This window comes from Paenibacillus xylanilyticus (genome assembly GCF_013359935.1).
Taxonomy (GTDB): domain Bacteria; phylum Bacillota; class Bacilli; order Paenibacillales; family Paenibacillaceae; genus Paenibacillus; species Paenibacillus xylanilyticus.
Genome location: NZ_JABMCB010000202.1, coordinates 149,472 through 173,604 on the forward strand (window position 1 = coordinate 149,472; position 24,133 = coordinate 173,604).

Sequence of the window (24,133 nt, forward strand, 5' to 3'; positions counted from 1 at the left end):
AATAACTATACTATAATTAAAGGAGTAGAAAATGATGTGTAAGACACGCGTTCTAAGTGCCCCAGGTGCAGGAGTACCTTTCGAAAAGACCACGATCGAGCGGAGAGAATTGCGGCCGGACGATGTTTTAATCGAAATTAAGTTTAGCGGGATTTGCCATTCCGATATCAACAGCGTAAACGGTGAATGGGGTGGCGGAATGTTCCCGATGGTTCCGGGCCATGAAATCGCTGGAATCGTAAGAGAAGTGGGCTCCGATGTTACAAAATTTAGAGTAGGCGATCGCGTAGGTGTGGGTTGTTTTGTAGACTCTTGCGGAGAATGCGAATACTGCCTCAAGGGTGAGGAACAGTATTGTACAAAAGGCGCGGTGCAGACCTATAATTCGTTAGACTATGATGGCAATCCAACATACGGGGGATACAGCCAAAAAATCGTGGTTACAGAAAGATTCGTAGTTCGCATCCCGGACAACCTGGAGCTGGATGTAGCAAGCCCGCTGCTTTGTGCAGGCATCACAACGTATTCTCCTTTGAAGCATTGGAATGTCGGTCCCGGTAAAAAGGTTGCCATTTTGGGTGTTGGAGGGCTCGGCCATCTGGCGATCCAATATGCGCACGCCCTGGGCGCCGAAGTTACGGTCTTGAGCCGCACGATCGATAAAAAAAGCGAAGCCCTGAGCCTTGGAGCAGATCATTACTTTGCCACAAGCGATTCAGAAACATTTACAGCGCTGGCCGGTCGTTTTGACCTCATCTTAAACACCGTGTCTTCGAATCTTGATGTCGATGCGTATTTATCGCTTCTTCGTGTAGACGGTACACTTGTCAATGTCGGCGCTCCAGGTAGACCCGATCAATATAATGTGTTTTCCTTACTTTTGGGTCGTCGCAGCATAGCCGGGTCCCTTGTAGGCGGAATTCGGGAAACTCAAGAGATGCTCGATTTCTCGGCGGAGCACGGCATTGCCCCTAAAATCGAGGTTATCAGTGCCGACCAAGTAACCGAAGCCTATGAGCGAGTTCTCCGCAGTGATGTGCGTTATCGATTTGTTATGGACGTATCCACCTTGTAAGTTATCATAGCCATATCTCGTTAAACTTGAAAAGCCGCCATTTTGACAATTTCTTATGGATATATATTGTTGTCTTCTAACATGATTAGGCTATCGATATTTCCACAACACTTGTTGAATGAATTAAATCCCAATCTCTCTATAAAATAGAAGAGGATTGGGATTCTTTTCTTTTGTAAATATAAAATATATAAATAAATCCAATGTTTTGACCTATGATCGAAATAAATATGTCTTTACCATCTCCTCTCGTATACCTACCAGATCGGATATTTCTCGATAACTGAAATTAAGCTCGTATTTCAAAATGAGCAACTGCCTATAGATTGGATTCAGTGCATCCATCACATGCTCGATCTCTTCTCTCCGTTCCTTACGCAACAGGATTCCCTCCGGGATTTCACTACCTTCCACGGTTGGCTCTTGATCCAACCACTCAATTCTTTTTCGCTTGCGAAGCATATCATAATATCGATTGAGCGCTACCCGGTATAGCCAGGCAGAGAACTTTTCTGGCATGATGGAATCAAGATAAAGGAGCCCTTTATATACCGTGTCCTGAATAATATCTTCGGCGTCAGCCCTGCTCGCTCCCAAGCGAATCAAGTAGTGCTGAATATGCTTCATTTTATTCTGCATTAGCTGCAACATCCGCTCATTATCCAACCTCCCTTCAATCTTTACAACGTTCTGAAGGGTCATATGTATACAAGAGTCATCAATCTATTGAGTACACTGCCCGTTAGCTGAACAAGGCAGCCGATCACAAAGACCGGCTGCCCTTCTTATTATTTATTGTGCTATCGTTTCCCGTTAGCTCAATCTTTGCAATCAATCTAATTTCATAGATAATAATCAACCATTTAGTATAACGTCTTCATTCCCATTTCCACGTATTTAGAATCTTCTAATTTACTTTGAAATTCAGTTCTCCATTTATTAGGGGAATTAATTAATGGAGAGTCAGCTTGCCCCTGCAACATTTCTGCATCTTCTCTAGATACTACATACGATAAGTCAGAAAATGTATAACGAATCTCCTGCAAGTTATCAATTAATGCAAAGGTTGCTGTTGCATTATATATTAATGAACGTTCCAACAGTTCTGGTGTGATGTCGGCAGTAGAAGATTTATATAATATATTTGCTGCCAGCTTATCAGGAAAGAGCTCAAGTTCACTCTCAATATTGCCTAGTGGAAGAGAATGAATTAGGCCCGATAAATTCCCCGCGTTACCCATGTATTTATTTTTATATCTGATGGATTCTTCAATATTGTGAGTTAGAGGGTCAGTCTGTTGAGCTGCATAGACTTGATCTTCGCGTTCCATTCTCGGCAATAGGATTCCATAAACGGTGACAAAGAGAATAATCCCTATCATAGCTAGAACAAAATTTGCTGTGTTTTTTTTATTCATAAAGATTCACCTACCATATGTTTTTGTTTCACTTTCAATGAAGCTTGGAACAATAATGGAATAATAACAGTAATTAAGGGCCAAATATAATGGGTTGCAAGAACTGCAAACTGATAAGGTCCTAGTATCTGAATACTTCTTCCAAACCATATATCGCTTCCAAAATGGATAGCTGTCGTGAATAACGATTGGATAAGGAAAAATACAGTCCAAATAGCCCAAGCTATATTGCGATGACGCTTATTCGAGACATCATGAGAGATAGCTATATCTTTATTATTTTGATTTAGATTAGTTTTCTTAAGATAACTTATATAACAAACTGCTGCCAAAATCGGCAGAATGACGCTTAAGAGAATACCTGCTTGTTCGATAAGACTTAAAGGTATAGTTAGAACCCAGGCAATTAAAAAATAGAGCGCTGCGGTTTGAAGAAGTTCCGCTTTGTATTTATTCACGTAATATGGAAAATGCCCCTCCACCAAGCCGTCTACACTCTTGATGCTACTTTTTGCTTCTTGTACTGCAACTTCGTATTTCATACCATGTGCTGTCAAATCATGTACTTTGGCTTCAAGATTGCTTAGAATCTCATTTCTAAGTTCTTGCACTTGCAGAGTCTTTTTATATCCGGTAAATAGATGGTCTACATATTTTTCTAATTTGTTCATTCTGCTCCCCCCTCTGATTCAATTAATTGATCAATTAACTTTTTGGCATTTTTCCATGCTAAGAGATTATGTAAATATACTTCATGACCAGAAGAAGTAACTGTGTAATATTTACGCCTACCTCCATGGCTTTCATCTCCCCAGTACGATTTTATGTGACCATGGGATTCCAATCTTTTGAGGCTCGTATAAAGCGATGGTTCTTTCAATTCATACTGACCATAACTATATTTCGAAATAGCTTTTATAATTTCATAGCCATAGTTATCTCCTTCGGTTAAAACCCGTAAGATGATCGTATCCATGTTACCGCGAAGCAAATCTCGGCTGATACTGCTTTCTGTCATTTTGTTCACCCCCATTTACATCGTACCACATATTACTATGTATTACAAAGTAATATACAATGATAAGTAAATTCATCTTAGAATAAAATATAACTACTACCGGTTTTCTGTTTTAGTAATGACTGCTAACTAAAAGTAACTAAACGCTTTGAATAGCTGTCCTGGTGCAATGCTTTTTAAACTAACCTGCCCGTTAGTTTAATTAAACAGATAAGAATTAAAATCGACATTGGTACCATGTTTCAGCAATGGAACTGAGTTCTGTGCTTTTATCTCGCTACATGAGTTCCATCATCCAACTGTTTATATACCTACCTAATCCGAAATGACACAATGTTTTTGTCCTTTTCGGCAATGGTACAAAGTTCTTGTCCTCAGTGGGGGACAAGAACATAGTTCCTTAAAACAAAAAAACCGCTAAATAAGCGACTTTGAATTGAACAATGTTCTTGTCCTGCGACAATAGTAAAATTTTCTTTCCTCCCTATCAAAATGAATTATTTTAGTTAACAAAAAATACCCAGTCCTATCAAAAGTATTATTTCTTCACTACCTCCTCTATTTTACTGGAGAGACCTTAATGAAATTCAACAATGCCTGGTATCGGCTAATTGACATACTAAATGCAGGCATAGGGATTTAATAAGAAAAAGGAAAACCTTGAGAATGATGTTCTCAAGGTTTTAATATAGTAATTATTTGTGATAATCATTAACCTTCCCATTTGAGCCATTTGTTTCTATAGTTCTTATTAGGATTCAGTCGAATTTTATTAAGATAATCTGCGTAGCGCTTCATATACGGTGTTCTCGCATTCTTCAGCATCCGGCACTTGAAAGACATCTAATAAGCCTACCACCTTCGTGTTACACAATGGAACCGATAGTCATAGATGGATGAAATTAATGGTCTGTTGGCGCTTGGCTCGCCATATCGTTAAGCTGGGTTACAAAAGCTCCTTCATTCGGACCTTGATTATCACGAATCATTTTCGCTTGTTCCACTAGAACCTCTTCAGCATCCGTACCGAGTAATCTTATTGTTTCTTCAATAAATGCTTCAAGTGGCATCGCATGCGGATTGTTACTAATATCTCCCATGAGTTCCGTTTGAACCCCAGGTGGTATGATTTCTAATACTTTTACTGTTGTATCTTTAAACAAATAACGTTGTGATAAGGTATAGGAATGGAGCGCTGCTTTGGTCGCCGAATACACCGCAGTCGCTGCGTACGGAATAAACCCGACTGAAGAAGTCGTATTAATGATCACAGCTTCTTCTTTAGACTTCAAATGTTCAATTAATGAAGACGTCATTCGAATGGGTCCAAGCAAGTTTGTTGAGACCGTTGAAACCAGAACCTCTTCGTCAATCACACCCGCAGCCTCATCGAAAAGCATGATGCCGGCGTTATTAAATAAGACATTCAAATCAGGAAAGTCCTGAATAAGTTGCTTAGCGGTTGCCTCAATACTGGAAAGATCCTGTATGTCCAGTTCAACTGCAGACATTCCGGGATTAGCACTAATCACTTCCTCCAGACGCTCTTTTCTTCTACCCGAGATGATTACTTTGTTTCCAAGGTTGTGTAGAGCTTCTGCCAATGCACGTCCAATTCCTGAACCGCCACCTGTAATGAAGATCGTGTTTCCTGTAAGTTTCATTTTAAATTCCTCCAATATTTGGTTATAATTATTTTGAAATTGTATTACATTGTTCGATGAAATCGGTATTAACTATTAATCTTGCACTTTAAGGTTTCAAAATGGACTAACCACCTTCTAAGCAGTATACTATTACAACAATAGTTGCTTTAGTAGTTCAATTGTATCGGGAACATCATTGAGGAACAACCAACAATGCGGGCCATTTGTTGGTTTAAAAAAAGGAGTTAGATCCATGGGACTTAAAGTAAGAAATATTCGTACAACTCGAACAAGAGAATCCATTTTTGAGTCACTTTTTGAACTGATGGAAGAAAAAGATTTTGATAAAATAACAATACAAAATTTAACGGAACGAGCCCAAATCAATCGGGCAACTTTCTATGCTCATTTCCAAGATAAATATGAATTGTTGGATGAGATTATAAAAAAATCAGCGGAAGAACTTATTCAACAACATACTAATGGTGTGTGTACTTTTACAAAAGATAATATGATGCAATTAGTATTCGCAGCATTTGAGTATCATCAACAAGTCAAAAAGAAATGTCGCCGTAACTATAACAGAATTATTCCTCTACTCTCTTCAAAATTAGTCAATGCACTAAAGCATTATTTGAATCTTTGTATGCAGGAAATATCCTCTGATGAACGTACTTTGTACGTACAAATCTATGCCAACATGATTAATGAAGCAGTTACTTTGCATACTGCTGAACAAATTAAACTAACAGAACAAAGTATAGCAGAGCATATTGTTCAAATGATGAACCTGGACTAATCGAAAAAGTGAGCCATAGTTAGGTAACAGCTGCTTGAGAGTGCAGCAGCAAGCCCATTATGTTTCGTTTCTCTTGCACAGCCAATAGTGCCAACATAGGATCCATCGAGGGACCATAGGAGACTGTGGTCCTGAGAACCATCAAGCTGGAGTATCAGCGATGAATATCATTTGAAATTTTCCTTTTCTAAAGAGGCTGGGCTGGGCATCTGGAATAGCTAGAAAAATTTCCCCAGTTTACTTCTTCTGCACATACTCCACTAATTCCCTTGGGGTTCACCATCCCATATCTCAACGGTTCATTGCCTTTACATTCCTTCGTTATAACCTAAGCTCACGATACTCTGGACTGAATATTCTGTCAAAAAAGCGGTTCCAGGCGATCTCTTTTCTGATAGTCAACCATCCAACCTGGGTATTCAGGAGGCAGTGTACTCACTTCGTCAAGTTGCTGAATTTCATCATCCGTCAGTTCTAAATTTGCGGCTTCCAGATTTTCTTCCAACTGTTCCAATCGTTTCGCGCCAACAAGAACAGAGGTTACAACTGGTCTTGTCATCAGCCAAGCGAGCGCCACACTTGCTATACTTGTCCCATGTGCTTCAGCGATCGGTTTTATCTTATCAATGATATTCCAAGCTCGCTCTTTATCTACCATCGGGAAATCAACCGCTGAGCGGCGCGAATCCTCTGCCTTTTGATTGTGTCGATCGTAACGCCCTGACAGCAGACCGCCAGCAAGCGGACCCCACACCAGAAGTCCCATCTTCTTTGCTTCCATCAGAGGCACCAACTCTCGTTCGACATCGCGGCTGGCAAGAGAATAATACCCCTGAACCGTTTCAAAGCGAGCCAGATTTTTGCGTTCAGAAATACCAAGAGCATCAGCAATTTTCCAAGCATGCCAGTTCGATACGCCAATATATCGTACCTTACCCTGTGTTACCAGATCATTTAAAGCACCTAAAGTTTCTTCTACAGGTGTCAAGAAATCATCGGCGTGAATCTGATACAAATCGATATAATCCATCTTCAATCTCTTTAAACTTGCTTCCACTGCATTCATAATATGTCCTCTTGAAGCACCGACATCGTTACGTCCCATACCTGTTCGTCCGGCGGCTTTGCTAGCAATTACAACTTCCTCCCGCGCAATACCAAGATTGCGGAAGGATTGTCCAAGAATAATTTCACTTTCACCTTCTGCATAATTATCAGCAGTATCAAAGAAATTAATTCCGATATCGACACTCTTTTTTATCATCTTGTCGGCTTCTTCCTGCCCAACTAAACCGAGAATTTTATGGTTATCCTTTCCACTCGTGAACGTCATTGTGCCTAACGCAAGTTGTGAAACTAAAAGTCCTGTATTTCCAAGCTGCTTATACTTCATTCTGTATATCCTCCTTAATATTGGGCATTTTATAGCATCACAATCATACTCGCTTTGCAATCAGCATGTAACTGTCCGCTACATCCGTTATTATGTGCCTCTTCTTTTTTATAGCTAGTCATAAAAGCATGGTGATACGTGTAAATGAACTTTCATATTTAGTGCATATTCATGCTCTCTACTGTTCCGCGGTTGATAACGGAGCGGCGCACGAACAAGCCAATAATAAAGCCAATAACAGCAATTAAAAGCAAATTCCAAAACACGGTTTGCGCTCCCGCAGTTATCGCATTTGCGATTTCATTCGGCATTGTTGGTGTAGATGAGGAAGCTAAATACTTATTCTTTCCACCTGTTAAAATACTAATCGCTACAGCTGTTCCCATAGCCCCAACGACTTGCATCAACGTGTTCAGGGCAGCTGAACCATGTGGATATAATTCAGATGGCAGCGAGTTTAAGGCGTTTGTTTGTGAGGCTGGCCAAACGAGTCCAATCCCTCCCGCTAGAACCATATGCAATGCAATAATTAATCCAACTGATGAAGCTGGCGTTAATGTTGTGAAGAACCATAAAACCAACATCACAATGACTAAACCTGGAATTATAACCCATTTCGGTCCGTACTTATCGTATAAGCGTCCAGAAACCATCTGGAAAATACCATTTATTGCACTACCAGGTAATAATATTAAGCCTGTAACAAATACAGATAGCCCTGCCCCTGTTTGCAAGAACATTGGCAAAACAATCATTGTGGTCATAAAAATCACTATACACATCATCACTAGGAAAACCCCGACAACGAACATCGGATATTTAAATACACGTAAATTTAGTAACGGCTGATCCTTATTTTGTCGCAATACAAACAAGATAAGTGCAATCACACCAACAATAATCAACGTCAGAGCGACGGAACTTTCCCCCCCATGGCCTCCTTCACCAGCTTGACCAAATCCAAATACGATACTTCCGAAACCAATTGTGGATAAAACTGCTGAAAGCACATCAATACGTTGCTTACTTACTTCTGTTACATTTTCTAAATACTTCATCCCAAACAACATACCAATCACTATGAATGGTAGTAAGGACCAGAAAATAAAGTGCCAAGACAAATACTGGATTATCATCCCACTAATCGCTGGCCCCAGTGCTGGTGCAAACGATAAGACTAACCCAATATAGCCCATCGCTGCGCCTCGCTTTTCTGGAGGAAAAATCACAAGCAATGTGTTAAACATGAGCGGTAATAATAACCCCATACCAATTGCCTGTATAACACGTGCAAACATGAGCATTTCAAAGTTTAAGGATACAGCCGCTAAGAATGTACCTGCCGTTAAACTAGCTGTTGACACGATAAAAAGTTGTCTTGTTGTATACATTTGCAATAATAGACCAGTGAACGGCATTAGAATACCAAGTGTTAGTAAGTAACCTGTTGTCAACCATTGCGCTGTAGCCGCCGAAATGTGGAACACTTCCATTAAATTAGTCATTGCTATGTTTAGAGCGGTCTCGCTAAACATCCCAACAAAACCACAGATAAGCAGCGATGCCAAGATGGCACGTGTATTGTATTGCTTCTTCATTTCACTATCTCCTTGAAATCAACATAGTCGTTTATTTTTTTGCCCTACCTGCACCATAACGACGGTCGTCAGGCTTTATCTTTTGTATACCTATTTTCCAGGAAAGGAAGACCTAAATTACCTCTCAACGTACGGGATTCATATTCACTTCGGAATATTCCCTTTTCCTGCAGGATCGGTACGACCAAATCAATAAAATCATCAATTCCCGAAGGATGTTCTTGTCTTAGAAGCAATACGTCCATTGTGCCCGTTTGATGCCAATGTTCAATCCTATCGGCTACGGTCTCTGCGGATCCGAAAAATAGGGGTTTAGGAGTACGGTATCCTGGGGGCGATAAACTTTGTAACTCCAGAAACTTTTCATTCGCCTCCGTTTCTGTTCTTCCAACGATGATGTGTTGTGACGGCATAATCAACAGGTCTTCCGGAGCTCGTCCAGCAAGGACTGCTCTTCTTCTCAATTCCTCACTAAATTGCTTGGCGTAATTGTAATCATCCCCATTTATGAACACACCTTCAGCATGTTTGGATGCGATATTCATAAATGCTTCAGACGTACCCGCTTGAAAGATGACGGGTCTTCCTTGTGGAGAACGACTAATATTAAGCGGACCGTCAACAGAAAAGTACTTGCCTCTGTAATTCAGTTGGTGCATCTTTCTTGGATTGAGGAAGATACCACTCTCTTTATCACGAACAAAAGCATCATCTTCATAGGAATCCCACAGGCCTTCTACAATTTCGATGAACTCTTTATTCAAAGGGTATAAATCTTCTTTAGACAAATGCCTTCTGCTGTAGTTAGCCAACCCCCCAGAATTAGATGTAACAGCGTTCCATGCCGCTCGCCCGTTACTAATTTTATCGAGAGAGGCCATCTGTCTAGCCACTGTAAATGGATCAGCGTAAGACGTGGCTATAGTCGCAGCAAGCCCGATGTGGCTAGTGGCCATGCTTAATGCGGATAGTATCGTTACACCTTCAAACATGCTTAGAAAATGCGGGATATTTCCAGGCCCTATATGGCTTACATCTGCTAAAAAAACCATATCGAACTTGCCCTCTTCTGCTCGTTTCGCCATCTTGACATAGAAATCTACACTTTCGCTTGCATTGGCAGGCATATTAGGGTGGCGCCATGCCCAGTAACTCCAACCAACCCCTTCAACTATAACGCCGATCTTAAGCTGTTTTTTACTTTTCATTTTTGCTCCTCTTTCTGTAAGATCAAACTCTCTAGCCAATAACCCAATGGCTTTTAATCTCGTAGCCTTTTCGGGTTAAAAATCGGAATCATAATTTCGTCCACCCAGGCTTCATTTGCTTTTTCTCTTAGTCTTTTAGCCACATTTACAATACTTCCGATAACAAATCGTTCACGGTTGAATTCCTTGGCTCTTTCTTCTTCATATGAATACACATGGGATGCTGCTAATGGCCGCTCAAGTCGTCATGAATATATCTCCTTTGTCCGTTTGTATGAAAGAGACATAGATCATTAGCCCACTAACCAATTAGATAAACTTTCAAACATCAAATTATTTAGTGTGCTAAATATCAATTTAGCCTGCTAACTAATATTCAAAAAGTGGAGAGTGCTTAAAACAAATTACTCTCCATTTGCTTCATAAGCCGTCGTAAGAGGAGTCGTTCATCAATTGAGATCGATTTTAGCAACTTTTCTTGATGCTTTTTCCATATAATACGAACGGGCTCCTCAAGTTCCTTTCCTTTATCGGTTAAATAAATCCGCATGACTCGTGCATCTTTTTCATCACGCTTACGATAGATGAATCCGTTTTGTTCAAGTGATTTAACCATGTTGGTTATAGTGGGAGGTTCACAGTTTAATTGTTCACTTAGCTGCATTTGTGTTACTCCATCATCTAAGAATAAACGGTAGAGCAGATTATCTTGTCCGACATGCAGGTTTAGTTCCCTAAGACTTTCGCCGTAATCTCGTCTCATTCTTGCCGAAAGTTTATCGAACAGCTCACGGATCTCACAGTCAATTTCTTTCTCCATGTTGTTCTCCCGACCTTTATTATTGATATTGTTTAGCAGGCTAAATATATCATGTGTGTAGTTCAGCCGTCAACTATTGTTCGTCCGTAAGAGAAAATCATACCCATTATTTATATTTTATTGTTTTTCCTTGTAGTTCCGACTATTCATTATAATTTTAAGCAGGTATAAGGTGTTTTTGGATTGAGTTAACTATCTGAATGGAGGGTACAGTGTAACATATCGTATTTTCGAAAGATCGTAGATGTATCCGTACGATCCGCAGAATGGAAGCGCGTTAGTCAATGAAACAGCGACAGTCTAGGTCTTTATTTTTTGGTCCTTGGCAGTCCATGTTTCAAACATCAAACTAGCCAACTAACAAGGAACTGGCTTTCAGCCGGTTTATTTGTGAACGGTTTTATTCAAAGCACTCCTTTATACTCTCCGGCTTCTCTTCCATCCCTCTAACACCATCCGTACCTTCTTCTGCTCTTCTAGGATCTTTCCACATGCTTAGCCCAAGACCATGCTCAAGGTAACATAGTCGTATGGACTCTTTGCATCGATGTGGCTTGCTAATCTCCGTATCTGTCCTTCTGACGTTTCATCCAGGTTACTCTTATCAGTTGAGCCATGACGTAATCATAACCTTCTTTATTTGAGCAATTCGGTTATGATCGATGCGGATGCTGCTCCCTGAACTAAAACATCAAGTGAATAAGCAAATTTGGATAATCGTTCACAGTCATCAGATCTCAGCCGCATGGACAAACGCTTGCCTTGAGATCCAAGTAAAACATATGATTCGTTATTTAGGTGACAAATGTTCGGAAGGATTGTCCTAGAATAATTTCACTTTCACCTTCTGAATAATTATCAGCAGTATCAAAGAAATTAATCTATTTTCTCACTCCATATTGCTTCGGCACACCCAAGTGTTCACGCAAAGTATTTCCCTCATAATCAAGATGATATAAGCCTCGTTTTTGCAACACGGGCACAACTTTTTCCACAAAATCTTTTACACCTTTTTGACTCTCTGGCACAATGGAAAAACCGTCCGTTGCCCCTGCTTTAAACCATTCTTCAATGAAATCCGCCACATCTTCAGGCGTGCCAACCACTACAGGGTGATAGTTGATGATTCCGTTTGCCAATATATCTCTTGGACTTAGCCCTTGTTTGATTAGCTCTACTGCTCTTAGTGAGCGTGGGTCGCCTGGATTCGGCGTGGCTTGATATTGTAAAGATTTTGGTAGGGGTTCATTCAAATTCAAGTCATGTAAATTTACGCCAATCATCGCTGACAAATAGCGAATTTGTCCTTCAAATGCATCTTTCCCCATAAAATCCAGTAACTGATGACGGCGGGCAAGTGCTTCTTCATAAGTATCGCCCACCGTAACCATAAAACCAGAAAACATATTGATTTCATCAGGGTTTCTACCGTATTTTATCGCACTTTGTTTTAACAAATTACGGTAATGACGAGCTTCTTCAATCGTAAAAGGGTTAGCATAAACACCGCTGGCAAATTTACCTGCCATTTCCACCCCTTCAAAACTTGGACCTGCCTGAAAAATAGGCGGTTGCCCTTGCGGACTTGGTGGAAGGGGAAGTGGGCCTCGGGTCTGGTAGTATTGACCATTGAAATTTGCAGGGATTAATTGATCCAGTTTGATAAATTCGCCAGTTTGTTGGTCTGTAATGTAGGCATTTTCGCCAAAACTTCCCCAAAGAGACTGCACTGCTTCTACCATTTCATCTGCCATTTCATAACGAGTGGTAGTGTCAGGCAGAGGACTAGCTCCAAAATTATAAGCAACCTCATGAGTTCCTGTTGTTACCGCATTCCAACCGACACGCCCACCACTTATGAGGTCCAGCGTTTTAAGTTGGCGAGCCAAATTATACGGTAAGTTGTAAGTGGTAGAATAGGTTGCTACCAAACCGATTTTCTGGGTATGCGTGGCAACAGCAGCTAGCATCGTCATCGGTTCCATCACAAACATCGGTGATTTTCGAGCCATATCACCATTTACCCCAGCTCCCACCATCCCAGGTGTATCCGCAATAAACAGCGTGTGAATTTTACCCTGTTCAGCAAGTTTGGCAAGCTCAATATAGGCATTGATGTCGGTGTAAGCCCTTGGATTACTATCATTAAATCGCCAAGAATAACCCTCACCACCATAGCCTGTTACAAACATGATGGCCAGCTTGATTTGCTTGTTTGAATTATCTAAAGAGTCGTGCATCGTTTTCCTCCTTTATTTTTTTTCACTCTTTGATTGATCCATCCCACAATATCATCAACTACTACATCTCCGTTTGGTTCAAACATCAAATAATGTCCAAGTTCGCTATAAAGTCTCAAACTTTTATCTTTTGAGGCCGTTTCTTAATAAAAATCAATGGCATCTTTAGGCACAACATAAACATCATCTATCACAACCGCTTACCAGTAAAACAGGTGCGATAAATTTGTCAGTTGTTCATTTTAAATCGTCCTTTCTTATCTTAAAGCATCTACCAGAATATATTTTCACTCAATGCCACTCATTAAACGATCGATAATGATTTCAACCGAATCAATTTGATGGATCATTGAAATGCCAAGCCCCAATGAGGCGAAACCTTTTGATAAATCACCGTATAGCATGCCATTTCTCATCCCCGATGCTGGATTCGATGCTTGGTAAATCTCTTCATTTTCGGCTAAATTGCGATCCAATTCTGCCAATTTATTTGGGAGTTCCCCCGGTAGAGAACGGTAATAGGCAGGTTGCGTGCGATAAAGCAACATATCATTAGCATCTGATTTAATTAAAGCATCTTTAATATTATCAGCCATACGAGACTCTTTTGAGGCAAGAAAGGCAGTCCCGACAAACACTCCTTCCGCTCCTAGAGCCATTGCAGCTTTGGCAGTGCGTTCATCTGTAATCCCGCCAGCGGCTAATACTGGCACACGACCTTTTGCAGCATCTACCACCAAGGGCACAATAGAAAAGGTACCAATAACGTTTGCTGGAACTTGTCCCCCTTCATCAAAACCTGTGGCAACCAGAATATCCACACCACCTTTGATAGCTTCCTCTGTCACTTCAACAGTTGGTGCCCCTCGATAAATGATTTTGATATTGTTGGCCTTAAATTTTTGAGTCCATTCCTTTGAAAATGCCCCTACCATCACAGCCACTTCGACCCCCTCTTCTACCATCATGTCTAGCATGGGTTGTGTATAGAGGTCAAAACCTGCCACCGTAGGAATGATATTGATTCCAATAGGATTTGAGGTGATACTTCTAGCAATACGAACCTCACGGCGCATATTCTCCACCGTTTCTTCAACGGTCTTGGCAGGTTCTGATTGTCCAGCATTGATGCCAAGCACACCTAGTCCTCCACCCTTACTAATAGCTCCTACAAACTTACCGTCTGTTAGCCAACTCATTGGTCCTTGAATAATAGGTTTTTCAATCCCTAAAATGTCTGTTACACGATTTTTCATTGTGTTTCCTCACTTTCTATTTTAGAATACTTCGCCTTCTCTCAGACTAGTCTGGTTAGCTAGTCTGAAAAGGAATCTGAGGTCTTAAGTCGACGGTTAATGCTGGAGTATTGGCGATAAAGATCATTTGAAAGTTTTCGTTTTCGGCTAATTTAGCCGCTTCACATAACTATTCGGCTGCTTGGGCGGTGCCCTGCATTCTCCAAGTGCTGATTCGGCTCCGTACCCCGAAACCATTGTAGTGCTAGTTGCATCACTTTTCTTTCATTCCATGTATCTCCTTTGTTTTAAATATGCTCCAAGTAAGCAAAAGAGCCTGGAGTAAATTATTCCCAATCGCATTTCGATAGATCGGAGAAAATGAAGTGATATATAACTTGCTAGCTAATTAACTGGTGATTACCCAGATACTTAGGTTGCTAAGTAAATAATTATATTTAATATGCTAAATATATTTATTAATTAACCTTATTCTAGGTTTCTCTCCAATCGCTTCATAAGATCCCTCAATATTAAGCGTTCCTCCGGTAAGATTGAATGGAGTAATTTTTCTTGCTGCTGTTTCCATTTGAACTCAACCGGCTTCTCTAATTCTTTGCCTTTGTCCGTTAGATAAATTCGCATAACCCTTGCATCTTGTTCATCACGTTTACGGTATATAAATCCGTTTTGTGCCAATGATTTAACCATATTTGTTACCGTAGGCGGTTCACATTTTAAATGTTCACAAAGCTGCATTTGTGTTATCCCATCTCCTAACCACAAACGAGAGAGTAAATTATCTTGGCCTACATAAAGATTAAGTTCCCTAAGACTTTCATTATAATCTCGACGCATTTGAAATGAAATTTTATCTAACGACTGACGAATATCGCAATCAACCTTATGGTTCATACCAGCCTCCGCTAGTCATAAATATATATTTAGTATGCTAACTATATCATCATGACATTTAGGTATCCATTATCTTAAGGGACCTACTCTCATTTTATCGGGCTAAATTTATCTAGAATGGAGGTCAAAAGTATGGATCCAACAATAAGATAGAACCTTGATCCAAATCAACTTTTTCACACTGAAATGTTCAGATTCTGCCCTCTTTCTAATTCTCGAAGTTCTTTGTAAGAGAACCTTGTGGAATATCCCATAAAAAGGATTTAATCTTACTATAACGACGCTCTTTGGTCTTTAAATACCAAAGAATGATATATTTCCAACGCCAGGAAAGTATGTCTTGGGTATAGGCAGTGCCATTAACTTCTCTTTGTTCCTTTATACACTCTTTATCAAATCCATCCTTATATAATCTAGACACCTTTTCACCTGTTTTGCACGTATCTCGAGTCCCCCTTATAGGCATATAAATTAATAGGGATAAAATAAAGTTTTACTTTTTATATGAAATACTTCTTTGCATTAAGTCAAGCTTATTCTGATGGAAATTCGTTAAAGAACGCTACATCCTCAATAGGAAGACGTGTAGTAGTAGGATGTCCTGGTTTCATTGCTTTTCCGATCGCAATGATCATAACCGGCACATACTGCTCGGAAATTCCGAACGTTTCAAATAACTTTGCTCTATCGTATCCATGCATCGGAACAGTGTCGTAACCTTTGGATCGTGCGACAAGCATGAGCTGCATCGAAATCAGGCCACCATCCGTATATACAATTTGTAGCGTCTCTTCAGGAGGCAGGTTTGAGTACATATCAACATTTCGTTCGATGAATGATTTAGCCGTATCAATCGGCATAAAGCCTGCTTCAACAGCCTGACCATAAATTTCTTCTGCCTTCTGGTAGCTTTTCAGATCTCCTAGCACAGCAATAACGGCAGAAGCTTCGACTACTTGTTGTTGGTTAAACGCGATAGGTAAAAGCTTTTCTTTCAACTCTGGTGTATCGATAACGAGAAAACGCCATGGCTGAAGGTTCGAAGACGAAGGAGCCAATGTTGCCAGTTCGAGTATTTCAGTCATTTCTTCACGTGAGATCTGCACGTTTGGATCGTATGAACGAACAGAACGACGTTCACGAATCACATCTAAGAACAGTTGCTGTTCGATCTTTTCTGAATTTTGAGAGTTTGACATTGTAATTCCTCCTAGAAATAACTTGATTGTTTTGTTCTCCATATTTGTTACCATAGGCGGTACGCATTTTAAATGTTCACATAGCTTAGTTACATTTGTGTTATTCCATTTACCTAACCACAAACGAGCGAGTTGTTTATCCTGGCGTACATGAAGATTAAGTTCTCTTAGACTTTCGTTATAATCTCGACGCATTTGGAATGAAATTTTATCTAACGACTCATGAAAATCGCATCCAACCTTAAAGATCATAGGTATGCCCCCACTATCAAAATGTATTTAGCGTGCTAACTATAACATGGTGAAACGGACCTCCTCACATTTTAACGGATTGAATTTATCTAGAACGGGGGCAAAAGTATGGATCTAACTCAAAAGATTGAAAGATGAACCCACATCAGCGTTTCACACTAAAATGACAGATTCAGTTTATTACACCGTTTGCCTATCAACTTGGTGCATTGAGTAACTTTGTTACAGACAATAGAATAAAACCAATTCTCATTTTTTTAAAGAGGGCAATAAAAATTGCCTTAGTACATTTTTTGTACTGAATAGCTTGGTTAGTGCAAAAAAAAGCTGCCAAAATGACAGCTTAGGGTCTTTACTTCTTCCTACGTTACTTTAATACATTTCTTCACAAACTTTTATCGTAAAAGAAAACTGCCGTTAGAACGATCTCTCCTCCCACAACTATTACTTTATCCACCATTTAAATTTTGGGGTAAATTGTAAACGATAAATAGAACGCTTTGGTTAGTCTACCTGCTCCCCAAACTGCTCCCCGAACTTCTTCCCGAACTCTTCCATCAAATTAATTATAGGAATGAATTCTTTCCCTTTTGAGGTTAATGAATAATCTACTCGAGGAGGAACCTCTGGATAAACTTTACGATTTATTAAGCCATCTCTTTCTAATTCTCGAAGTTGCTTTGTAAGAGAACCTTGTGGAATATCCCATAAAAAAGCTTTAATCTCACTATAACGACGCTCTTTGGTCTTTAAATACCAAAGAATGATATATTTCCAACGCCCAGAAAGTATGTTTTGGGTATAGGCAATGCCATAAACTTCTTCTCTATGTTCCTTTATACACTCTTTATCAAATCCATCCTTATATAATCTAGACACCTTTTCACCTGCTTTCTACTGTTAAGTACAAAAAAATGTACTATGTGAATGTTTATTGCTTCATCAAAAAGATGAGAAATGATTATATTCTAGCATATGTAACTGTTTGGTGAAAATAAAGTGTTAGACTGGAGTCGTTGAATTACCGTAGGTTTTAAAGAGAAGAATCGTCAGCTATTAGAAAATAATTTTTTGACAAGTCCATTAAAAGAAGCAGCGGCAGACCAAGACTTGAAAAATAAAGTCTTAGACTGCAGCTGTTGTCATTAAATTAACGTTTCCCGTTAGCTTAACAGAAATATGGAGCTAAATGATTATACCCCGTAGTAATCCTTTAATTTTAACCAAGTTTCATACCAAAATGATCTTTGTTTATCTGGTTTCAATATCTCGATTAGTTCACGGTTTCTTATCAAATACGTTTTATCATCAATCTTTTTTATATTATCACCGAACTGAAACACGATATCTAAACAGTCTTTTCTATACTGTTTTTCTCTTGTATCAGACCATTCTGCTTTTTCAATCGAAAATCTTTCCCTCAAATTTTTCCTCATCCCTTATTGCTTTATTTACTTACATTTTAACATCAATTCAACTATCCTGCCCGTTAGCTGAACAAAAGCAGCCGATCACGATGATCGACTGCTTTTCTTGTTGTTATTGAACTAACGTTCCACCGTTAGTTTAATGTCGAACCCCTGAATTTAAATTTTTTGAATTGCCATTTCTATTTGTTTATTAAATTTCGCATTCTTCGAATTGTCTACGGTTTCATTATGCCAATACAGAATAAGAACATTTTTATATTCATAGATGTTTGGTATTTGCATATCATACTTTTCCTTTTGATGATTGAAATCATTTAGACCTTCTCTTCGAGCTGTCTCTGAATTAAAAATGTACACTGAAATGTACTCTTTATAAACTTCTTTTACAGTTGGTCGAGACACAGAAAACCTGTTTGCGTGAACGTTATTTAATATCCAATCATTATTCAGTTCTTTTATAAACATTTCAATTCCCTCAGTCTTTAAAGCGGCTGTCACTTTATCCAAAGTAAGATTGTTTTCGTTTTCAATCACAAGTTTCTCTTTATTATTCACATTCACTGGCTCATTTCCCGTTTGATTAGAAAAGCAGCCAGGTAGAATGAAGCAAATGACTATCAGTGTAATCATCATTTTTTTCATAATAATCCCCCTTTTCATCAGTTATCGACGTTCGGAAATGGAGGAAGGTTGCTAAGATATTATGCTATCCTGCCCGTTAGTTTAATTAAACAGATAAGAATTAAAATCGACATTGGTACCATGTTTCAGCAATGGAACTGAGTTCTGTGGCTTTTATCTAGCCACATGAGTTCCATCATCCAACTGTTTATATACCTACCTAATCCGAAATGACACAATGTTTTTGTCCTTTTCGGCAATGGTACAAAGTTCTTGTCCATTTCAGCAATGGTACAATGTTCTTATCGCGCGACATCGGAGGACAAAAATATTGTTCCATTGTTCATTGTTGATGTTAATTTGCTCTCTTCACTCTTTTTATAAAAAAAGAACCGCTAGTCTCATCTCATTAGAATTAGCGGTTAAGAATTCAATTTTTTTCACAAATGCTTCAACTGATTTTTGAAGTATCTTATATTCATTATTTTGGACACCTATGGGTGCCGAAAACTGGGATGTAACCATTAAAATGTAGCATTTCCCCAGATGCTTACCAGATCATTGATTTGAAGTGAAACAATCTTTAGCTCTCCGCCAAGAGTATAGAGTTCTAACCCTCTACTTTCCAAGTCCGGGAAAATCATGTCTGAGATGATTGCTTTTCCTTTATTGCCGAAGACCTCGACACTAGCCCAATCAACATAAATACTCAATTGTATTCGTTCATGCTCTGGCTTCATAGGGGCCTTGTGTTTTGCAGCAAAGTCAGGATGGAAATCAATGTCATTCGACTTTGTCCGATCGATAAACAACTCCTCTTTCAAGATATTATATCCGATGATCGTCTCCTGATTGGCAGACATTCTCACCTTAAACCCAACTTCTATTGCAGTACCGATTTCAAATTCAGCAATAATTTCTGCCTTTTCAGTAGAAATATCAGATAAGATGTTGCTACCTGGCTTAATCGTTAAGTCTTGCAGAGACATAATCGGTTTTCTGAGTTGACTTAGCTCACTTACAGGTACTTGAATTAAGCGAATTCCTTCCGGATATGTCTTAAGCTGAATCTCTCGGGGGATTGACATTTGGCCACGCCATTCCTTTGAAGGAAGAGCGGTGGCATAACGCCAGTTGTTCAACCAGCCGACCCAAATCTTCCGTCCGTCTTCTTTCGGAATGCCATTCCATGTCACGGCGGCGTAAAAGTCAGATCCGTAATCTATCCATCTGATAGCATCTAAAGATTCCAACGTATCATCTAGTGTGAATGACCTACCATCAAAGTTCCCTATGAAATACATCATACCGGAACCGCCAGCTGGTGGTTCTGGATCCTTTGGATTCACACCATTTCTATCCCCAACGCTTAGTATCAGAATCCACTTAGTAATATCAGGTTCCTCATCTACTTGGATTTGTAATAAGTCAGGACACTCAAATACTCCTCGGTGAATACCAGCAATGTCTGAACCGAATTCGCTTGCAAAAGACCATTCCTTAAGATTTGGTGAGATGTAAAATTCGATACGGTCTCTCACAGCAAGAGCCATTACCCACATTGAGGATTCATCATGCCAGAATACCTTCGGATCACGGAAATCTAGCGTTTTCATTGGGAATAAAACAGGGTTACCTTTATATTTTGTCCAAGTTCGGCCTTTATCTCTGCTATAAGCAATGCTTTGCACCTGTGGTTTTCCATACTGTGCACTGTTGCTATTATTAGTATAAATTGCAACCAATCCAGATCCATTCTCGTTAAAAAATCCGCTTGTATTGTTATTATCCACCACCGCGCTTCCCGAGAAGATCGCTCCATCTTCGCCAGGAAGAATCGCCGGAGGAAGTTCCTCCCAATGTACTAAATCATTGCTTACCGCATGCCCCCAATGCATGTTGTCAAAATCAGGTTCAGTATCATGAGGCGTATGTTGGTAGAAAAGGTGATATTCTCCTTCATAGTAAACCATACCGTTAGGATCATTCATCCAATTTTTCTTAGGTGAATAATGTAATTGGGGCCTGAATCTGTTTTTGAAAAATATATTCTCAGATTCTTTACTACTACTCATTTCTCCTGATAAATGTAATTCTTTGATGTTACTCACTCTCCTTTAATTCGATTTAAAATCTTAATTAGAAGTAAGCAACTAGCTTGACAACTATATTGGAAGATAATTGCTTAGAGGAGCTAACTCAACTCCTATTAACAAAATAATCCAATGAAGTGCATTTGTCAAAATATATTATCTTATTTGCACATATTTTTTTGTTATTTCTGCACATTAATTTTACATTTGAACATTTTTATTGTTGAAATAAGCGAAGTAAAGAGCTTTTCATTAAGTTTTTCAGTCTTACTTCTGTATCGGAAAACTAATTTGTTTACAAATGCACATTAATGATGTCGTTGAAAGACGCTGAATTAAATTAGTGGGGCGAGCAAATTTGAATAAAATTACAATTACTGCTTGTTTTACTTCCCTGCTATAAGACGTGACTGTAGACAGAGAGAATAGTCAGGTTAACTATAATCGTGAACAAGAAGCGTACGACCAAGCCATAGACAAACTGAGTGTAAAAGAAAGAGTACGAAGATCCGTTCAGGGAGAATTGAAGAAAAAAAAGTAAACCAGTTTAACTGTTAAGGGGAAGTAACAAATAACACTGAGCTGAACATACGTTTTCAGGCTCGTGATAGGTGTGCAGGTTATAAAAATAATTACTTCTCAGCATATCTTGAGACTGTAGCTCTGCTTAATAAAGAACACATCCAAAGGAGACATTGTTGGAATAATAGCGTCCATTTAAATTTTATACCACCAATAAATCTTCCCTAAAATAGAGAGCTAACTCATTAGATGTTCTTAGTCTTTCAAATATGCATCACATCTCTTACACCATCAAAGCAAAACCGATATTCAATTTTGCTCGATTTGTTTAATTACTCTCGCTGGGTTGCCACCAACTACCATGTTGTCTGGAACGTCCTTAGTTACAACTGCTCCGGAAGCAACTACGACATTATTACCAATCGTCACACCTGGATTGATATAGCTCTACCACCAACCCATACACTATTACTGATGTTTACTGGCTTTCCATATTCGGGTCCTTTATTTCTTTCCATTGGATTCAGCGGATGTGTAGCAGTGTATATATGGATTGTTTGAAGTGATGTACTCACTGTTTAGATATACATCTAATCGTCAATCGGACTATGTTCTTGTCCCTCGACATTTATCGAACGGCTTCTTTCACATGTGATTCACTGTATCTTCACGGATTGACTTAAAACCTTATAGAGACATGTGATTGTCCTCCACTTCTCCAGACAAATTAAATATCATTTGATACAATGCAGCATACGAATCTTTGTAGTGCATTCTAATTGTGGTAACTACATGATTTATCTTTTAGTTCATATTGATACCATGTCTTACCTATTTTAACACCTTGATTGGATACACCATATCAGTAAAAAAGCAGATGTCTCTGTTCTGATTAAATTGATTATTATCAGGTAATTCCTCATAGGACCAAAAATCAATCGCCCCACACTGTGCACCATTTGTTTTTTCTAGAAATGATTTGTACTGAGTTAGATGAAGAGAATTGAACTCATACTAGAAATCACATCATTGAACTCGCCAATTATTATTCCATTTGTATCCTCTTTCAAGCTTATCTTTAACCTGTTAATTATATCTTCTAAAATATCGTTCATCTTAAGTAGCACTCCATATGTACATCTAATTTACAGACGATGAATTTTTCTGAATTATATCACGAGGAAAGGAAATTGTTGTATTACTTAAAGGCAACTTATACATTACAAGACGGATCTTCTATTTTCAAACAAACTGCCCGTTAGCCATCCATGCCCCTCTCGGGGCACCACAGCGTAATGAAAATTTTGATGCTGCGTTTTAGACTATTCTTACGGCTGGTGAGGAAGGTCGTTAAGCTGTGGTGTCGCGAACCCATCCGTTAGTCTGACTACAACGGCCATGGTGCACCACGGTATGTGGCTCCCTTTTGGAAGCATCGTGGGCTAGCCTAGTTCATGGGCAGAATGAAAGTGCCGGAAAACGAGAATCCTCGAAAACGCGCTAAGGCAACAAATATCTCTGAGCGGCACAGATTGAAGTCGCCCACTCCATACATCCTAAGAAGCACAGTTTTTAAAAACCACTAAAGCTGGGCTTAGTTTCATGCTGCCATTTCTGGATTTCTGCTAAGAGTAATTTTCGGGAAATATTCACTTTTTTTTACAAAATCTATGACGACAAGACGGCTGCCAAGTAAGGGTATCTCTCTAAAAGAACAGCTCGGTCCCTGCATAGATTACAGAATAAGAACGGACTGCGGGGGGTGATATTGTTATGATTAAAAGAGAAACGTTATTTTGTTTTTTTAGCAGCATGGCGGAAATATTTAATCACCCTTCGATACATTGTCTTGTTCTTTAATTGGTTGAAAATATAAGGGTCCGGTTTGACGTTCACCTCAATAATCCAGGGTTTCAAACTCCGGTCCAGCCCAATATCAACGCCGATTTGCTTAAGGTACGGGTATTTTTTCTTCATGTGGCGTGCAATACGTAATCCAAGCTCATTCATCTCCTGGATGAGTTCATTTCTGCGTTTCAGGGATGCATGAGATTCCAGCAGTCTGTGAACATCCATTGGTTTACCACCGCTGTGATAATTGGTCACAATTTTTTTCGGATGACCGAGTCGGCCGATGATTCCCGTAGCCTCCCACTGATTGTCGGGACTTAACTGTATCATGACTCTGATATCAAAGCGCCTCTTGTTGTGCTTAAGCAGATTGATTCCTCTCTGAATGAGATAGCTTCTTTTATGCACCAGACGTACAAGACTTGCATGGAACGAGTCAAAGTTATCAAACGACAGTCGTTTTTGTTCAATCTGATAGGCAAAATTATGATGACTCAGCATCTCCGCCTTTATGACACCCATTCCGTAAGTGCCAATCTCGGGTTTAATATAAACCATACCGTATCTGCTGATCATGGACCACAGGTTGGCTTTGTTATATCGCTGCGTATCAGGTATAAATGGTTTGATAGAACCATTATTGAGGATCACTTTTGTTTTCAACCATTTGCTTCTTAACGGCTTCAATTTATCAACCCCCATATAACACTTCTCCCTTCAACAAATGAATCAAATCCTGATGTTTCATCAAGATCATGCATTATATGTAATACCGATAAAACAACCCTAAACAAATGCCC

Annotated in this window: 20 protein-coding genes and 2 pseudogenes; 3 read left to right on the top strand and 19 right to left on the bottom strand. The window is 39.3% G+C overall.

Features of this window, described 5'->3' with window-relative positions; genetic code table 11:
• Positions 1-34: 34 nt before the first annotated feature.
• Positions 35-1,075 (top strand): NAD(P)-dependent alcohol dehydrogenase, encoded by a 1,041-nt coding sequence (locus HP552_RS27505; protein ID WP_175399131.1) that lies wholly within the window; start codon positions 35-37, stop codon positions 1,073-1,075.
• A gap of 213 nt (positions 1,076-1,288) precedes the next feature.
• Here the strand turns inward: HP552_RS27505 and HP552_RS27510 are convergent, their stop codons facing one another.
• The 5 genes from HP552_RS27510 to HP552_RS27530 all read right to left on the bottom strand — a co-directional run bounded on the left by HP552_RS27510 (position 1,289) and on the right by HP552_RS27530 (position 5,175).
• On the bottom strand, positions 1,289-1,714 hold the full coding sequence (locus tag HP552_RS27510; RefSeq protein WP_246311085.1) for an RNA polymerase sigma factor: 426 nt from the start codon (positions 1,712-1,714) through the stop codon (positions 1,289-1,291).
• Between the two features lie 224 nt (positions 1,715-1,938).
• Positions 1,939-2,493: a DUF4825 domain-containing protein gene (locus tag HP552_RS27515; RefSeq protein WP_175398565.1), complete on the bottom strand. Its 555-nt coding sequence runs from the start codon at positions 2,491-2,493 to the stop codon at positions 1,939-1,941.
• Positions 2,490-3,164 carry a hypothetical protein gene (locus HP552_RS27520; protein WP_175398566.1) on the bottom strand — a complete coding sequence of 225 codons (675 nt, stop codon included), beginning with the start codon at positions 3,162-3,164 and terminating at the stop codon, positions 2,490-2,492. Before HP552_RS27520 ends, HP552_RS27515 begins: the two co-directional genes overlap by 4 nt.
• The gene (locus tag HP552_RS27525) at positions 3,161-3,511 is read right to left on the bottom strand and encodes a PadR family transcriptional regulator (protein ID WP_175398567.1); all 351 of its coding nucleotides are present in this window, start codon (positions 3,509-3,511) and stop codon (positions 3,161-3,163) included. Before HP552_RS27525 ends, HP552_RS27520 begins: the two co-directional genes overlap by 4 nt.
• 902 nt (positions 3,512-4,413) lie before the next feature.
• Complete coding sequence (locus HP552_RS27530) at positions 4,414-5,175, bottom strand: SDR family oxidoreductase (protein ID WP_175398568.1); 762 nt, start codon at positions 5,173-5,175, stop codon at positions 4,414-4,416.
• Positions 5,176-5,410: 235 nt separating this feature from the next.
• On the opposite strand from HP552_RS27530, the gene HP552_RS27535 reads away from it, so the two are divergent.
• Complete coding sequence (locus tag HP552_RS27535) at positions 5,411-5,956, top strand: TetR/AcrR family transcriptional regulator (RefSeq protein WP_175398569.1); 546 nt, start codon at positions 5,411-5,413, stop codon at positions 5,954-5,956.
• A gap of 361 nt (positions 5,957-6,317) precedes the next feature.
• Here the strand turns inward: HP552_RS27535 and HP552_RS27540 are convergent, their stop codons facing one another.
• The 12 genes from HP552_RS27540 to HP552_RS27595 form a co-directional block, all read right to left on the bottom strand.
• On the bottom strand, positions 6,318-7,349 hold the full coding sequence (locus HP552_RS27540) for an aldo/keto reductase (protein ID WP_175398570.1): 1,032 nt from the start codon (positions 7,347-7,349) through the stop codon (positions 6,318-6,320).
• A 158-nt stretch (positions 7,350-7,507) separates the two neighbouring features.
• Complete coding sequence (locus HP552_RS27545) at positions 7,508-8,947, bottom strand: DHA2 family efflux MFS transporter permease subunit (protein ID WP_175398571.1); 1,440 nt, start codon at positions 8,945-8,947, stop codon at positions 7,508-7,510.
• A 68-nt stretch (positions 8,948-9,015) separates the two neighbouring features.
• Positions 9,016-10,155, bottom strand: coding sequence for an NtaA/DmoA family FMN-dependent monooxygenase (locus HP552_RS27550; RefSeq protein ID WP_175398572.1), 1,140 nt, complete (start codon positions 10,153-10,155; stop codon positions 9,016-9,018).
• 394 nt (positions 10,156-10,549) lie between these two features.
• Entirely contained in the window at positions 10,550-10,975 is a 426-nt protein-coding gene (locus HP552_RS27555) for a MarR family winged helix-turn-helix transcriptional regulator (protein WP_175398573.1), read from the bottom strand.
• An 881-nt stretch (positions 10,976-11,856) separates the two neighbouring features.
• The gene (locus tag HP552_RS27560; RefSeq protein WP_175398574.1) at positions 11,857-13,215 is read right to left on the bottom strand and encodes an NtaA/DmoA family FMN-dependent monooxygenase; all 1,359 of its coding nucleotides are present in this window, start codon (positions 13,213-13,215) and stop codon (positions 11,857-11,859) included.
• Positions 13,216-13,502: 287 nt separating this feature from the next.
• Complete coding sequence (locus HP552_RS27565; protein WP_175398575.1) at positions 13,503-14,471, bottom strand: NAD(P)H-dependent flavin oxidoreductase; 969 nt, start codon at positions 14,469-14,471, stop codon at positions 13,503-13,505.
• A gap of 468 nt (positions 14,472-14,939) precedes the next feature.
• Entirely contained in the window at positions 14,940-15,365 is a 426-nt protein-coding gene (locus HP552_RS27570) for a MarR family winged helix-turn-helix transcriptional regulator (protein ID WP_175398576.1), read from the bottom strand.
• Positions 15,366-15,898: 533 nt separating this feature from the next.
• Positions 15,899-16,564 carry a nitroreductase family protein gene (locus tag HP552_RS27575; protein WP_175399132.1) on the bottom strand — a complete coding sequence of 222 codons (666 nt, stop codon included), beginning with the start codon at positions 16,562-16,564 and terminating at the stop codon, positions 15,899-15,901.
• A 756-nt stretch (positions 16,565-17,320) separates the two neighbouring features.
• Positions 17,321-17,695 carry a winged helix-turn-helix transcriptional regulator gene (locus HP552_RS27580; RefSeq protein ID WP_175398577.1) on the bottom strand — a complete coding sequence of 125 codons (375 nt, stop codon included), beginning with the start codon at positions 17,693-17,695 and terminating at the stop codon, positions 17,321-17,323.
• A 314-nt stretch (positions 17,696-18,009) separates the two neighbouring features.
• A complete protein-coding gene (locus HP552_RS27585; RefSeq protein WP_175398578.1) occupies positions 18,010-18,240 on the bottom strand; it encodes a hypothetical protein in 231 nt (76 codons plus the stop codon).
• 162 nt (positions 18,241-18,402) lie between these two features.
• The gene (locus HP552_RS27590; RefSeq protein WP_175398579.1) at positions 18,403-18,888 is read right to left on the bottom strand and encodes a hypothetical protein; all 486 of its coding nucleotides are present in this window, start codon (positions 18,886-18,888) and stop codon (positions 18,403-18,405) included.
• A gap of 503 nt (positions 18,889-19,391) precedes the next feature.
• Positions 19,392-20,978 (bottom strand): glycoside hydrolase family 32 protein, encoded by a 1,587-nt coding sequence (locus tag HP552_RS27595; RefSeq protein WP_175398580.1) that lies wholly within the window; start codon positions 20,976-20,978, stop codon positions 19,392-19,394.
• 421 nt (positions 20,979-21,399) lie between these two features.
• Between HP552_RS27595 and HP552_RS35945 the strand changes: the two are divergent.
• Positions 21,400-21,487, top strand: a pseudogene (locus tag HP552_RS35945) (IS200/IS605 family transposase); the annotation flags it as partial.
• Positions 21,488-21,791: 304 nt separating this feature from the next.
• On the opposite strand, the pseudogene HP552_RS27600 reads toward HP552_RS35945, so the two are convergent.
• Positions 21,792-22,036: pseudogene (locus tag HP552_RS27600) on the bottom strand (LbetaH domain-containing protein); the annotation flags it as partial.
• A 1,237-nt stretch (positions 22,037-23,273) separates the two neighbouring features.
• Positions 23,274-24,035 (bottom strand): YheC/YheD family protein, encoded by a 762-nt coding sequence (locus HP552_RS27605; RefSeq protein WP_175398581.1) that lies wholly within the window; start codon positions 24,033-24,035, stop codon positions 23,274-23,276.
• Between the last annotated feature and the right edge of the window lie 98 nt (positions 24,036-24,133).